The organism is Photobacterium sp. TLY01 (genome assembly GCF_021432065.1).
GTDB lineage: Bacteria > Pseudomonadota > Gammaproteobacteria > Enterobacterales > Vibrionaceae > Photobacterium > Photobacterium halotolerans_A.
Map to the genome: position 1 here is coordinate 533,002 of NZ_CP090365.1, position 13,872 is coordinate 546,873.

Sequence of the window (13,872 nt, forward strand, 5' to 3'; positions counted from 1 at the left end):
ATTGTCGAAACACACTTTGGGGCAATAACGAGTTTCAAACCCAAACATTGCACTCCCCAGGGAAAAATTCATGGATGAATTTTCAGGTTGTCGGCGCCGGGAGCGCCTACAACCGGCCCGGACAACACCAGAGAACCAAAGGCGTTTCTGGGTACTCTTTTGGCCTAAAAAGAGTACCTGGCGCGCACAAAAAAATGCTGAGTGTGCTCTGAACTTGAAGCGCGACATACCACGATATATATACTTCTACGCTATCAAAGTGTGAAGAGCGGTTTTGGCTCTTCAGAAAAGGTACATGCAGGCTACACACTTTCCGGTTGTACGTTACTGCAAAAAAATCTGGGGCCAGACAAGCCGTATTTGAGGTGTTGAACAAGTTTAGTGCTGAGAGAACAACTTAATGGGAGTTCGGCTGGTGCTGTCAAAGTAAGTGGCGCTTCACGGCTCCATCGGAAAATTATTTATGCAATAGGCAATAGTTGATTAAAGCCTGCTCAATATTCTGTTTCTGAGTCAGGAAGACGTCACCGAAAATGATGGTGTTCTCCGGCGTCTCAATGACGCGGTAAAGTAAACGAAAACCGTCATTGTTGTATTCCCTGAATAGGGTTATTCCAAGATCCAGTAAGGTCTGTGAAATTGGGGCCGCGTAAGGTGTTGAGCCTACTAAATTTTCGAATTTATCTATCGTTTTCTCTAGCCGTTTCAATACCTGCGATTCACTGGTATGCGGTGCCAAGTGGTCGGTGACATCGTCAAAGGTGTTTGCGAAAGTGTCGGTATAATTAATCTGTACTGGCTTGATCATTATCACTTTTCTCTGAATTAGCACGACGTTTAGCCAGTCTTTGTTTGAAGTCCGAACTGGACATCACACGGCCATTGCTCGCGTCATCAACCGAGAATGACAGAAGCTTCATTAAGGCGACCGCTTCATCACGTTTCTTCCGCTCTTCATAGGACTCAATCACATAGGCTGGTTTCCCGTTCTGTGTGATCGTCATTGGTTCATCAAGCGGCAGATTCGCTGCGTGCTTTTTGAGATAGCTGATGGTTTCCACTTTCATGGTTCTCTCCTGCTTTGCGTATGGTTTCTCAGATGTAAACACACCTGAAGACTAGCATAAAGCTAAATTTAGTCCACATTTAGACCATTATGGCGGGTATACCCAAGAGGATAACGTCAAAATCTGTCAGCTTGTTTGTGTTGCATTGGATAAAGATCTCGCTGAGTAAGCACATGCCTGATGCTAAACGGTTCCGAAGTACCGCGTTTACATCAGCCCAAGCAATCCCCACACCAGAGAAAAATTCATGGATGAATTTTCAGGTTGTCGGCGCCGGGAGCGCCTACAACCGGCCCGGACAGCACCAGAGAACCCAAGGCATTTTCTGGGTACGCTTTTGGCCTAAAATGAGTATCTGGCGCGCATCAGAAAATGCTGTGGTGTGCTCTGAGGTTACGTGCGACATACCACTACAAATCCCTGCGTTACCAGATGAGAACACAGGGGATAAACGCTTTGGATAAAGATCCCGCAGAGTAAGCACATGCCTGATGCAGTACGGTTCCGAAGTACCGCGTTTACTTCAGCCCAAGCAATCCCCACACCAGGGAAAAATTCATGGATGAATTTTTAGGTTGTCGGCGCCGGGAGCGCCTACAACCGGCCCGGACAACACCAGAGAACCAAAAGGCATTTCTGGGTACTCTTTTTGCCTAAAAAGAGTACCTGGCGCGCACAAGAAAATGCTGAGGTGTACTCAGAGGATACGCGCGACATACCACTACATATTCCTGCGTTACCATTTACATCAGCCTAAGCAATCCCCACACCAGGGGAAAAATTTATGGATGAATTTTCAGGTTGTCGGCGCCGGGAGCCCCTACAACTGGCCTGAAAAGCGTACCTGCCGCGCACAAGAAAATGCTGAGTGGAGCGCTGAATCCAGGCGTGGCATACAACTAAAAGCCACCCCCACGCACCATAATAAAATGCTATCGTCACCACAAAAATTTTTTGTGTTGTGTACCCAATTTTTTATTGCGTGGAAAACATGATGACTTTACTATCGCGCCGCTTCTTGATGATAGCCAATCCGAGTACATCACAGCTGATATTGTGGCAAGGCGATAGAGCAACTATCCAAGAGTGACTTTGACTGCGCTTGTGCGCTTTTTTTGACGCTCCACTTTTCATCATTGCGGATGAAAAGTGCTATCGATTGTTGGAGGCCTGCGATGGCTCATGCTCATTCTGTACTCGATTTTCATTCTTTCTCTGCTCAGACACTGGCGGCTGACGAGGTTCAGTTAATTGAATCTTCAGTAGCCCAGTTCGGTGCGCCGTTATTACTGCTGGATTGTGATGTGATCCGCCAGCAGTACCGTGCGCTCAATAATGCACTGCCTAATGTGACCCTTCACTTCGCGCTCAAGCCGCTGCCGCACCCGGCTGTGGTGAGAACCTTGCTCGAAGAAGGGGCCAGTTTTGATCTGGCGACCAGTGGTGAAGTGGATCTGGTGGCGCAGGAAGGCGTCCCTGCCGAGCGTACTATTCACACTCACCCGATTAAGCGTGATGCCGATATCCGCGACGCGCTGGCGTACGGCTGCAATGTGTTTGTGGTGGATAACCTCAATGAGCTGGCGAAGTTCAAAGCCTATCACAACGAGGTCGAACTACTGGTGCGTCTGAGCTTCCGCAATGCAGAAGCCTTTGCTGATTTGTCGAAGAAGTTTGGCTGTTCACCGGAGCAGGCACTGACGATCATCGAAACGGCGCAAGCCTGGAATATCCGCATTAAAGGCCTGTCGTTCCATGTGGGTTCACAAACCATGCACCCGCAGAAATACGTCGATGCAATTCGCACCTGCAAAGAGGTGATGGAACAAGTGGTGGCACGTGGTTTACCGGCACTGAGTACGCTGGACATTGGCGGCGGTTTCCCGGTTTCCTATTCGCAGCAGGTGATGCCGATTGACCAGTTCTGTGTGCCGATTAACGAGGCGCTGAATGAACTGCCTGAAACCGTTCAGGTGCTGGCAGAGCCGGGCCGCTTTATTGTGGCGCAGTCGGTGACCAGTGTGGCGTCTGTGATGGGGCAGGCGGAGCGTGACGGTCAGATGTGGTACTACCTGGATGACGGCATTTACGGCTCGTTCAGTGGGTTGATGTTTGACGATGCCCAGTACCCGCTGGTGACACTGAAACAGGAAGGCGAGTACGCGCCGAGCGTGCTGGCCGGCCCGACCTGCGACAGTATTGATGTGATTGCTGAAAACATCATGCTGCCGAAGCTGGACAACGGCGATTTGATCATCGGCCGCATGATGGGTGCGTACACCAGCGCGACCGCGACCGATTTTAACTTCTTCAAACGGGCGCAGACTGTGTTGCTCAACGAGCATGACCAAAGCTGCGAACGTATGATTGGCTGATAGGTTCAGTAAGCCCTCACTTCGGTGGGGGCTTTTTCTTTGCAGCTTGTGCTCGACGGCCAGAGACACAGAACGGCGTTGCTGAAATTGATCCAGCACGATTCACCTAACACAATTCACTCAAGGCTATTCACCCAAGTATTCACCCAAGGCTAAGGCTTGCCTTTCTGATGCGTTTCATTCTCAAGGGCTTTAGTGGTGATCTCCTGATACAGATTGATCAGGCTCGCGGCCAGGTTTTGCCATTCAGGGTGGCGCTCTACAATTGGCATCAGGCGCTGAGCATCGTCTAACACTTCTTTAAGAAACTGAATATCCAGCTCATTGAGGGTGTCGCCATCATCGACCCGCTTTTTCATCGCTAATGCTCGGGGTAAGCGCTGAGATTCCAGTCGCTCGGCCAGTGCCTGCAAAATGCCCGCCTCTTTTTCTTTGCTATCCATAGAAGTCCCTGTAAATCGACAGAACCGATGACTTGAGTGTAGTCACTGAGATTGGGAAAGTGCATGCGGGCGATAAAATGGTGGGCTGGTATCTGGTATGCTATTTATCAGTATAGAAATGAGGATAAACCATGAGTGAGCAAGCTCTGTCGCTGGTTCTGGCACTCAATCCTGAGTTGCCGGATCGTGAGGCGCAGATCCACGCGGCGGTAAAGGCGGCAGAACAACAGTTCCAGCCGCTGTTTTATGAACTGGCCTGGACAGACGATCCGCATATGACGATTGTGCCAGATTCGATGACGATCAAAGACATTGTGATTAAGAGCACAAAGGTCACTGTGACGGTCGATTTTAACTGGTCTGTGTTTCAGGCTTGTCTGATCGTCGAGAACGTCGCTAAAAATGAAGCCAAACTTCAGTTTGAGCTGGTGGATGACTCACTGGTCATGAATCAGGCATTTCCGCCGCGCTGGCGTTACGACAACTGAGCACAGCCACTTCTCTGAAACAGGCCCCGCCAGCTGAATGACTGGCGGGGCCTGTTTTCTGCTGGGACGGGCTGTCATTCCATGACGGTTTCCGTTTTTGTGTTTGCCGTCAGCGGCCGCTTTTTCGGGGTGCGCAGCAGAAAGACCAGCGGCACAGCTGCGAGCGTCACCCACATCATCAGGCGGAAATCCTGCAGGTAAGCCAGCAGGGCGGCCTGTTTGGTGACTTCGGCATTCATCGCCACCAGTCCTTGCGGGGTCGACAGGTTGTACACACCCGCATCAATGGCCTGATTCAGGGCAAAGTTGAACGGCGTGATGTAATCGGCAAACGCGGCATGGTTGGCCTGTGTCTGCTGCGACAGGTAAGTGATCACAACAGAAATGCCGATACTGCTGCCGATGTTTCGCATCAGGCTGAACAACGCCGTACCTTCGCCGCGGTACTTCGGTGCCAGCGTGGCAAAAGTGATGGTCGACAGAGGCACAAAGATAAAGCCCAGTCCCAGCCCCTGAATCACCCCGGTCCGGACGATATCCCACCCGCTGATATTGAGATCAAACAGCGTGGTTTCCCATAACGAGAAGGATGTGAGCATCAGGCCGAGAAAGATTTTGTACCTGGGATCGACTTTCCCCGCCAGTTTGCCGACTGTGATCATCGCCATCATCGTGCCTACGCCGCGCGGGGCCAGCAGGTAGCCGACATCCAGCACCGGATACCCCAGCAAACTCTGCATGAAAGGCGGTAACAGCGCCATGGTTGCCAGCAGGATGATCCCGATAATGAAGATAAACAGCAGGCCGATCCGGAAATTACTGTCGCTGAATAAACCCGGCTCAATAAAGGGCGCTTTGTGGGTAAACATGTGCGCGATAAACAGATAAAAGCAGCCTGCGGCAAGAATGGCCTCAATCACCACTTCCGGGCTGTCAAACCAGCCGAGGGATTCACCGCGATCCAGCATCATCTGCAGCGAGCCGATCGCCAGACTGAGCAGTGCGAAGCCGAATAAATCGAACTTACGGGAGGTGTCTATCGCAGTTTCTTTCACGTAGGCAGCAATGCCGAACCAGGCCAATAGGCCGAACGGCAGGTTGATGTAAAACACCCAGCGCCAGTTGTAATACTCGGTTAACCAGCCCCCCAGCGACGGACCCAGAATTGGGCCGACCATGACACCAACGCCCCACATCGCCATCGCTGAGCCATGCTGCTCGGTCGGATAAGTATCGAGCAGCACAGATTGCGACAGCGGCACCAGGCTGGCGCCGAACACCCCTTGCAGCAAGCGGAACAGCACGATCTGCTCCAGCGATTGCGCCGCGCCACACAGCATGGAACTGACGGTAAAGCCCACCACGGCCCACAGGAAAATACGCTTTTGGCCAAACTGCGCGCTGAGAAAGCCGGTTAACGGCATACAAATCGCAGCGGCAACGATGTAAGAGGTGAGCACCCAGGAAATCTGATCCTGTGTCGCGCCCATCGCCCCTTGCATGTGCGGCAGCGCGACGTTGGCAATGGTGGTGTCCAGCGCCTGCATGATAGTCGCCAGCATCACCGCAATGGTAATGAAACCCCGGTTGGCCGGTTCTGCAGGCGCTGCCTGGCTGTGTTCATTCATAATGACAGTCCGAGGAACTGGCGGTGATGCTCGGTATCAATTTCCACCACAGTGCTCAGGCCGGCACGTAATGCCGGGTTGTCAGCGTCGGCGGTGATCGCGATGCGAACCGGTACGCGCTGCGCGATTTTCACCCAGTTTCCGGTGGCGTTCTGGGCCGGAATCACGGAAAACTCTGCTCCGGTTGCCGGGCTGAGGCTGTCGACGACACCGTGCCATTCTGCATCCGGGTAGGTATCCACATGGATGCTGACGGTCTGTCCGGGCCGGACATTGGTCAGATCGGTCTCCGTGAAGTTGGCTTCAACCCAGGGCGAGGCGCTGGCGACCAGCGACATCACGGTCACGCCTGGGTTCAGATACTGACCCGGTTTAGGTGGCTGGCTCACAATGCCGTCGACAGCGGCTTTGATCGTGGTGCGGGCCAGATCCAGCCTGGCGCGGTTCAGCTCCGCCAGTGCCGTCATGTATTTCGGGTGCGACTCAAGTGGCGTGGCTACGCTGCCACCCATGGTTTCAGCGATGCGTTTCAGATCCAGTTCCAGCGCGTTGATTTCCTGATTCGCCAGATCAGCGGCCTGCTGCGCCAGATCGAAATTGGCGGTCGAGACGTACTTTTTCACCGCCAGATCTTTCTGACGTTTCAGCTCTTTCTGAGCAAAGGCCAGTTTGGTGCGAGCGAGGGCAATTTCTGCCTGTTTCTCTTTATAGCTCGCTTTCAGTGCTGCGAGATCTGTGCGCACCTGCGCCAGCTCCGCTTCAGCTTTGGCCACGGCAACATCAAACTGGGCCGGATCGATCCGGAAAAGGGGCTGGCCGGCTTCCACGGGCTGGTTTTCTTTGACCATAACTTCCAGCACCGGGCCGGACACTTCAGCACTGACCGGCACTTTGTCGGCTTTCACATAGGCATTGTCGGTTTCCACAAAACGCCCGCCTTTGAGGTACATCACACCGCCACCAAGGATGGCAAGAGCGGGGATCACAACGAGCAGCACAAAGCGTTTCATCGATCGTTTTGGTGGCGAGGGTTGCGGGGCGTCTGCTTGTTCCTGGGACATGTTGCTCATGGTAGGTACTCCAACTTCTCTGTATAACCGGCTGATTTAAAAGGCTGATAAATTGCTGCGCATTTTTTCGAATGCAAAGGTAACCGTGGCAATTTCTGCCTCAGACAGTCCTGCTAACGCATCATCCTGAATGCTTTTGATCACACGCAAAATTTCATCAATATGGGGCTGGGCAGTGGCAGACAGATAAATCTGATAGGCGCGTCTGTCCTTGGGATCCGGACGGCGTTCTATCAGATCGGCCTCGACCAGCAGGTCAATCAGTCTGACCAGTGAAATCGGTTTGATCTCAAGCATGTCTGCCAGTTCCACCTGCCGGACCCCTTCAAAACGCGCGATGTAAAACAACGCCCTGGCCTGAACCAGCGTCAGGTCCTGACCTTTCAGGCGTTTTTTGAACAGATTTCGCATCAGGCGGGTGACATCAGACATCACAAAACCCAGCGTATTGTTATTCATTCAGCCAGCCTCAAATCGTAAGTATTACGTATTATGTGTCAATGTAACTAAATGTTTCAATGTGTGAGCAAAAGATTGATCTCATGTCATCGGATGATTTCGGAACAATCGGTTCAGAGAATGTGTGAGGCAGGATTATGTGGCTTGCAGATGTGATGAGGCTTGCGACAGTGAAATTAAGTCAAGCGAATGAGAAATAACGTAATGGAGACAAATCATTCTGGGATGAAAAATAGGAGAAAAACGGCCACGGACAACAGAAGGTAACCAGATGAATGGGAATGTTACTGCTTGGGGAGATTATCATCTCTACACACTCACCAATTGCCATCATACCCGGGTGGATATCTCAGATCTTGGGGCAACCCTGGTTCACTTTGTTGTGACAGGCAAAGATCAGGTGCCTGTGAATCTTGTATTGGGCTATGAAGCGCCAGAGGATTATTTACAGGGGAAAGCATACCTCGGAGGTGTGGTCGGTCCATGGGCAAATCGTATTGCAAATGGGCGGTTTGAAATGGAGGGCAGGGTGGTTCAGCTTGAGCAAAACGAGGGGGAGAATCACCTTCATGGTGCCCATGCGGGTTTGCATAGCAAGCAATGGCAGCTGGAGCATTTGTCACGCAATCGTATTTTGCTGAGTACTTCTGTCAACGCAGGCGAGGCGGGTTATCCGGCAAATATTAATATTCAGGTCAGCTACAGGCTGACAGACGATAATACGCTGATCATTGACTACGAGGCTGAAGCGGATCGGATGACACCCATCAATCTGACGCATCATGCCTACTTTAATCTCAACGGTGGTGTGCGTGGGATCGCTGATCATCAAGTCCGGATCGATGCAGAGATGTATTTTGAAATTGATCAGCAGTCCATTCCACAAAGGAAATGCTTTGTGGAAGATACGCCGATGGATTTTCGGACTTTAACCCGCCTGGCTTCCCGGTTGGCAGCAAATGACGCTCAGGTCGAGGCCGTGGGTGGATTTGATCATTGCTGGTGTTTAAATGGCTCTGGTCTGCGTCAGGTTGCTGAGGTGCAATGCGTTGAGACAGGTCTGGGGCTCAGAATGCTGACCGATCAGCCTGGATTGCAGTTCTATACCGGCAACGCATTAGCAGAGCCGCAGGGCCGTAACCAGGGTTATCGTCAACATGATGGCTTTTGTCTGGAAGCACAATGCTATCCAAATCAGGTCAATATGTTCAATGCGGAGGGGTGTTATTACTGGCCGGGCAAAGCTTACCGTCAGACGACCGCTTACCAGGTGATGGCACTGAAACAGGAATGATGAGCAGCAAGGCCGTCAGTCGGCCTTGCGAGTGAGTCATGCCGAACTATTCAATGTCCGTATCCTGCTCTGCCCCCCGGCGGTAATCCTTTGGGGTGAGATCGAAATTCTTTTTAAACACAGAGTACATGTACTGCAAGGACGGGTAACCACATAAAGACGCTATTTCTGCGATTGGCAGCTCTGTGGTACGCAGCAGATTACAAGCGCGTTTGAGTTTCGAATTGTGGATTTCCTGATGGATTGAGTGGCCCCGCTCTTCTTTAAACCGGGTCTCCAGATTTGAACGGGAAACACCCACGTAGTTCAGCACCTGATCGACTTTGATCCCCTTGATTGCATTGTGGCGAATGAAATGCATCGCCTGAATAACATAAGGATCGCGCAGTGCCTGAAAGTCTGTACTTTGGCGTTCATAAACCTGGGTTGGCGGTATCAGTACTTTGCTGTGGCGGATGACCTGCTGTGGCAGGGTTTCTTCCGTGCTCTGCTGTTCTTTGCGGAGCAAAATGTGATGGAGCATCTTGGCTGCCTGATATCCCATCTTTTTACAGCCTTGCCCGACAGAGCTGAGAGAAACGCGTGTCAGATAGCGCGCAAGTTCTTCATTATCGATGCCAATCACAGCAATTTTATCCGGCACCATCAGGTTGAGATGATCACAAACCTGAAGTAAATGCCGCGCCCGTGAATCAGTCACGGCAATAATGCCTGTCGGGGTTGGCAAGTTTTGCAGCCAGTCAGCGAGCCGGTTCATGTCATATTGCCAGGTCAGTGGTGATGTTTCATTGCCACGGTAGATGAACCCTTCGTATCCCTCTTCTTTGACAATCCGCTGAAAAGATTTTTCCCGCTCTTCTGCCCAGCGAGAAGTCGGGCTGGGTGGTAATCCGTAAAAAGCGAAGTTCTCAAGCCCTTTGTCCCTGAGGTGCTGAAACGCCATATTCACCAGCTGGGCATTATCTGTTGCGATATAAGGCAGGTCCGGATAATCATGGTCATTTTCGTAAGAACCGCCGACGCCGACTGTGGGGATATTGATTTCTTTGAGAATTTCTTCAATTTCGGGGTTGTCGAGATCCGCGATAATCCCATCGCCTACCCAGTTTCTGATGTTGTCTAAATGCACACGGAAATCTTCTTCGAGGAAGATATCCCAGTCACACTGAGTGGCGTGCAGATATTCACCGATTCCTTCGATAACCTGTCTGTCGTAGACCTTGTTGGCATTGAATAACAGGGTGATCCTATAGCGTTTATTCATGGTGATACTTCGTTTAATGTCCTGTCAAAAAACGTAACTGGAGTGTAGCAGCGGCTTATCAGCTACTGTGTGACTCGCACCACACAGAAGAAATCCGTTAGTTTGAGTGTGAAAAAACGTAATTGAGAACTTTCTGCAGTGAAAGGAGCATAGAGAAAACAATGCTTGTACGTCTCTATTGCAGATGACGGCACAGATACAGGAGAAGAGGTAGCCATGTTTATTGGTATTGATTTAGGGACATCAGGGGTAAAAGCAATTGTGCTGGATGGCAAAGGCAAAGTACTGGCTAGCCAGACAGTACCTTTATCTGTATCTCGGCCTGAGCCACTGTGGTCTGAACAACATCCTGAAGATTGGTGGCAAGCAACTTGTGAAGTGATGGATGGTCTGCGTCAGCAAATTGATCTGTCACAGGTCTTGGCGATTGGGCTTGCCGGACAAATGCACGGTGCGACCTTGCTGGACACCCATGGAGAGGTTATTCGCCCGGCCATATTGTGGAATGATGGCCGTTGTTTTGCGGAATGTGAGGAATTGGAAGCTTTGGTGCCAGCCAGTCGCGATATTACAGGCAATATCATGATGCCTGGTTTTACTGCGCCAAAGCTGCTTTGGTTAAAGAAGCATGAGCCCGACAACTTTCATCGTGTTGCGACAGTGTTGTTGCCAAAGGACTATCTGCGTTTTCGCATGACCGGTGATTTTGCATCTGATTTGTCTGACTCGGCAGGGACCCTGTGGCTGGATGTGGCTAAACGAGATTGGAGCGATGCGCTGCTGGCTGCGACCGGGTTAAGCCGCAAACACATGCCATCTTTGTATGAAGGCAATGAAATCACCGGGACTTTATCCCCTGAGATCGCAGAAATGTGGGGGATGCCATGTGTACCTGTGGTTGCCGGCGCCGGAGATAACGCAGCAGGGGCCATTGGTGTGGGTATCACACAACCGGGACAGGCCATGTTGTCACTTGGCACATCAGGCGTCTATTTCTCAGTAAGTGATGGCTTTCGATCAAACCCTGAATCGGCACTCCATAGTTTTTGCCATGCATTGCCTTCCACCTGGCATACGATGTCGGTGATTTTAAGTGCTGCATCGTGTCTGAGCTGGGTTGCTGATTTAACGGGTTATGACTCAGTGCCAGCCATGCTGACAGATGTGGAAAACAACGCAAGTCCGGACTCGACGTTGATTTTTCTCCCCTATTTGTCTGGTGAAAGAACACCTCATAATAATCCGAATGCGAAGGGGGTCTTTTTCGGAATGACCCACAGTACGCAAGGGGTTGATTTGTGTCGCGCAGTGCTTGAGGGCGTCGGATTTGCTTTTGCGGATGGATTTGACGCATTACATCGTGCCGGTGATATTCCTGAGGAAATCAACCTGATTGGCGGTGGCGCAAGGAGTGAATTCTGGCGCCAAATGCTCGCCGATATTGTGGGTTATACGCTGGTTTATCGTGTCGGTGGAGATGTTGGCCCCGCTTTGGGTGCTGCACGACTTGCCCAGCTCGGTGTGACAGAAGGTGCTGAGCTTTCAGCCATTTGTCCGGTGCCAGAATTAGTGCAGCGTCATTGCCCTCAGGCAGAGATGCAAAATTACTATATGAAAAAACGTAAAATGTACCAGGATATTTATCTGAAACTTCAGTCGATATTTTAATAAATATATTTATTTTTAGTGAAAAAAGCAGGGTGAAGATCCTGCTTTTTTTATTTTGACTGTATCTGAATGACAGTCTTCACATAAGTAAAAATTCATAACGTGTATTTCGTTTATCGTAATATGAATCCTTGCCCTGTATTCACAATATGACTGTGGAACATCCTTATTATAAAACCTACACGGAGCATATTATGAAACAGCCTGCTAATGTACTTCATTTAACATTGGTGGTGGCACTGGGCGGATTATTATTTGGTTATGATACCGCAGTGATTTCCGGTGCAACCGAAGCGTTACAAAGCTACTTCTCCTTAGATGCGACAGCGTTAGGCTTCGCAGCTTCCTCTGCATTAATCGGATGTGTCATCGGGGCGATTTTTGCCGGTGTCATGAGTACTCGCTATGGCCGACGAGGTGCCTTGATTATTGCGGCCGTATTGTTTTTGATCTCTGCCGTTGGGTCGGCGCTGCCAGATAATTACTGGGTCTTTATTCTCTACCGCATCATTGGCGGTGTCGGCGTGGGGATAGCCTCCATGGTGTCGCCGATGTATATCGCCGAAGTGTCTCCGGCAAATCGCCGAGGCAGTCTGGTGTCCTGTAATCAGTTCGCCATTATTTTTGGCATGCTGGTGGTGTACTTCGTCAACTACGGAATTGCGCTTCTGGGCTCTGAAAGCTGGCTAAATACGATGGGCTGGCGACTGATGTTCGGCTCAGAAGTGATTCCGGCGGGTATTTTTCTATGCTTGTTGTTCACTGTACCTGAAACACCGAGATGGCTGGCGATGCAAGGACGTCATCAGGAAGCCCGCACATTGCTGAAAGCCGTGAACCCAGGGGCTGATATCGGGCATCAGTGGCAGGAGATCACCGATTCTCTGCAGGATAAATCTTCTGGCGGAATCGTGTCGAAAGGGCTGCTGGGTGTGTTGGTGATCGGTATTATGCTGAGTGTGTTGCAGCAGGTGACGGGGATTAATGTATTTCTGTATTATGCGCCAACCATTCTGAAAGGGTTCAGTGATTCCAGCATTGATCTTGCCTTATTGCAGACCATACTGGTTGGGGTAGTGAACCTGACTTTTACTGTGATTGCGATATTTACCGTGGACCGTTTTGGTCGCCGCCCTTTGATGATGCTTGGTGCGGGTATCATGGCTCTGTGTATGCTGGTGATTGGCAGTGCAGCGTATCTGAATGCGATTGGTGGGTATCTGCTGGTATTTGTTTTGGGTTATATTGCAGCATTTGCTCTGTCACTAGGGCCGGTGACCTGGGTTCTTCTTTCCGAAATTTTCCCCAATAGCGTCCGTTCAAAAGCACTGTCGATTGCGGTCTTCGCCCAGTGGTTTGCGAATTTTGTCGTTTCTCAGACGTTCCCGATGATGAATGACCAGAACAGCTGGTTATATCAGTCCTATAACGGTGGGTTTCCGTTTTGGCTTTATGGTGTCATGGGGGTCTTTACCGTGTATTTCGTTTATCGCTGGGTTCCGGAAACCAAAGGGAAATCCCTGGAACAATTAGAAAGTCTGTGGGTATCCTCTGATGCCAAAGGAAAAACGCAATACGTGTAACCTTCGGTCTGTGTGACTGAAGACACAACCTGAAAGAGAGCAGCCCCCAATCGTTGGACCGTCCAGGATTGGGGGCTTTTTTGTATCCGGAGGTTTTTCGCCGCATGTGGTATTGCGTCGTGACATTGCATCGTCACCTAGGTGAGTGACTTGATCTGTGCCGCGTTTCGGTATCTGGTGAGCCTGCCAACGATGATTGGGGCGGGTTGCATCAGTAACGCTGCATCTGTGTTTGCCGGATGTGACTGGAATTCCGAAAGCTGACTGGCTGACTGGATGACTGCGGTCTTTCTCCTGACATCACATGGAGAGTGATGCATGGAGAGTGTGATGTATGGCGAGGGTATCCCTTCTCGCAGGCTGGTTATCCGGGTGAACGCTCAGGGAGATCAAGTAAGCGAGCTACGAACGGTGGGGGCTGGAAATAGAAAAGCAGGCCAGTACAGAGGCAGTGCCAGTATTTGAGTCACAACTTACTGTTGAGAACTGGTGTCAGCCGGATGCATAAAAAAGGCCGGGGTTTGCCCCGGCCA

Annotated in this window: 12 protein-coding genes; 5 read left to right on the forward strand and 7 right to left on the reverse strand. The window is 50.8% G+C overall.

The genetic code is table 11. From position 1 onward, the window contains the following. Positions 1-457 precede the first annotated feature (457 nt). Entirely contained in the window at positions 458-808 is a 351-nt protein-coding gene (locus tag LN341_RS17950; protein ID WP_234206460.1) for a type II toxin-antitoxin system RelE/ParE family toxin, read from the reverse strand. After that, positions 786-1,067, reverse strand: coding sequence for a type II toxin-antitoxin system Phd/YefM family antitoxin (locus tag LN341_RS17955; protein ID WP_234206462.1), 282 nt, complete (start codon positions 1,065-1,067; stop codon positions 786-788). The genes LN341_RS17950 and LN341_RS17955 overlap by 23 nt, the downstream gene beginning before the upstream one ends. 1,175 nt (positions 1,068-2,242) lie before the next feature. Here LN341_RS17955 and LN341_RS17960 point away from each other — a divergent pair. Continuing rightward, positions 2,243-3,442 (forward strand): type III PLP-dependent enzyme, encoded by a 1,200-nt coding sequence (locus LN341_RS17960; protein WP_234206464.1) that lies wholly within the window; start codon positions 2,243-2,245, stop codon positions 3,440-3,442. 152 nt (positions 3,443-3,594) lie between these two features. Here the strand turns inward: LN341_RS17960 and LN341_RS17965 are convergent, their stop codons facing one another. Then, a complete protein-coding gene (locus LN341_RS17965; RefSeq protein ID WP_234206465.1) occupies positions 3,595-3,885 on the reverse strand; it encodes a hypothetical protein in 291 nt (96 codons plus the stop codon). Between the two features lie 131 nt (positions 3,886-4,016). Here LN341_RS17965 and LN341_RS17970 point away from each other — a divergent pair, with 131 nt between their 5' ends. Then, positions 4,017-4,373 carry a hypothetical protein gene (locus tag LN341_RS17970; protein ID WP_234206467.1) on the forward strand — a complete coding sequence of 119 codons (357 nt, stop codon included), beginning with the start codon at positions 4,017-4,019 and terminating at the stop codon, positions 4,371-4,373. Between the two features lie 74 nt (positions 4,374-4,447). Here the strand turns inward: LN341_RS17970 and LN341_RS17975 are convergent, their stop codons facing one another. The 3 genes from LN341_RS17975 to LN341_RS17985 are packed head-to-tail and all read right to left on the reverse strand — an operon-like array spanning position 4,448 to position 7,530. Then, the gene (locus tag LN341_RS17975) at positions 4,448-6,001 is read right to left on the reverse strand and encodes a DHA2 family efflux MFS transporter permease subunit (RefSeq protein WP_234206468.1); all 1,554 of its coding nucleotides are present in this window, start codon (positions 5,999-6,001) and stop codon (positions 4,448-4,450) included. Beyond that, the gene (locus LN341_RS17980; RefSeq protein WP_234206470.1) at positions 5,998-7,071 is read right to left on the reverse strand and encodes an HlyD family secretion protein; all 1,074 of its coding nucleotides are present in this window, start codon (positions 7,069-7,071) and stop codon (positions 5,998-6,000) included. Before LN341_RS17980 ends, LN341_RS17975 begins: the two co-directional genes overlap by 4 nt. 36 nt (positions 7,072-7,107) lie before the next feature. Beyond that, entirely contained in the window at positions 7,108-7,530 is a 423-nt protein-coding gene (locus LN341_RS17985) for a MarR family winged helix-turn-helix transcriptional regulator (RefSeq protein ID WP_046221736.1), read from the reverse strand. Between the two features lie 271 nt (positions 7,531-7,801). Here LN341_RS17985 and LN341_RS17990 point away from each other — a divergent pair, with 271 nt between their 5' ends. After that, positions 7,802-8,824, forward strand: coding sequence for an aldose epimerase family protein (locus LN341_RS17990; protein WP_234206471.1), 1,023 nt, complete (start codon positions 7,802-7,804; stop codon positions 8,822-8,824). A 46-nt stretch (positions 8,825-8,870) separates the two neighbouring features. Here the strand turns inward: LN341_RS17990 and LN341_RS17995 are convergent, their stop codons facing one another. Continuing rightward, positions 8,871-10,088, reverse strand: a complete 1,218-nt coding sequence (locus LN341_RS17995) for a XylR family transcriptional regulator (protein ID WP_046221734.1) — start codon at positions 10,086-10,088, stop codon at positions 8,871-8,873. A 216-nt stretch (positions 10,089-10,304) separates the two neighbouring features. On the opposite strand from LN341_RS17995, the gene xylB reads away from it, so the two are divergent. Together xylB and LN341_RS18005 are read left to right on the forward strand one after the other, a co-directional pair. Then, positions 10,305-11,756 carry a xylulokinase gene (gene xylB / locus LN341_RS18000; protein WP_234206473.1) on the forward strand — a complete coding sequence of 484 codons (1,452 nt, stop codon included), beginning with the start codon at positions 10,305-10,307 and terminating at the stop codon, positions 11,754-11,756. A 194-nt stretch (positions 11,757-11,950) separates the two neighbouring features. After that, positions 11,951-13,339 (forward strand): sugar porter family MFS transporter, encoded by a 1,389-nt coding sequence (locus LN341_RS18005; protein ID WP_234206475.1) that lies wholly within the window; start codon positions 11,951-11,953, stop codon positions 13,337-13,339. Positions 13,340-13,872 lie beyond the last annotated feature (533 nt).

Coding starts and splice junctions, on each gene's coding strand:
- LN341_RS17950 (WP_234206460.1), bottom strand. CDS start 808: ATGATCAAGCCAGTACAGATTAATTATACCGACACTTTCGCAAACACC.
- LN341_RS17955 (WP_234206462.1), bottom strand. CDS start 1,067: ATGAAAGTGGAAACCATCAGCTATCTCAAAAAGCACGCAGCGAATCTG.
- LN341_RS17960 (WP_234206464.1), top strand. CDS start 2,243: ATGGCTCATGCTCATTCTGTACTCGATTTTCATTCTTTCTCTGCTCAG.
- LN341_RS17965 (WP_234206465.1), bottom strand. CDS start 3,885: ATGGATAGCAAAGAAAAAGAGGCGGGCATTTTGCAGGCACTGGCCGAG.
- LN341_RS17970 (WP_234206467.1), top strand. CDS start 4,017: ATGAGTGAGCAAGCTCTGTCGCTGGTTCTGGCACTCAATCCTGAGTTG.
- LN341_RS17975 (WP_234206468.1), bottom strand. CDS start 6,001: ATGAATGAACACAGCCAGGCAGCGCCTGCAGAACCGGCCAACCGGGGT.
- LN341_RS17980 (WP_234206470.1), bottom strand. CDS start 7,071: ATGAGCAACATGTCCCAGGAACAAGCAGACGCCCCGCAACCCTCGCCA.
- LN341_RS17985 (WP_046221736.1), bottom strand. CDS start 7,530: ATGAATAACAATACGCTGGGTTTTGTGATGTCTGATGTCACCCGCCTG.
- LN341_RS17990 (WP_234206471.1), top strand. CDS start 7,802: ATGAATGGGAATGTTACTGCTTGGGGAGATTATCATCTCTACACACTC.
- LN341_RS17995 (WP_046221734.1), bottom strand. CDS start 10,088: ATGAATAAACGCTATAGGATCACCCTGTTATTCAATGCCAACAAGGTC.
- xylB (WP_234206473.1), top strand. CDS start 10,305: ATGTTTATTGGTATTGATTTAGGGACATCAGGGGTAAAAGCAATTGTG.
- LN341_RS18005 (WP_234206475.1), top strand. CDS start 11,951: ATGAAACAGCCTGCTAATGTACTTCATTTAACATTGGTGGTGGCACTG.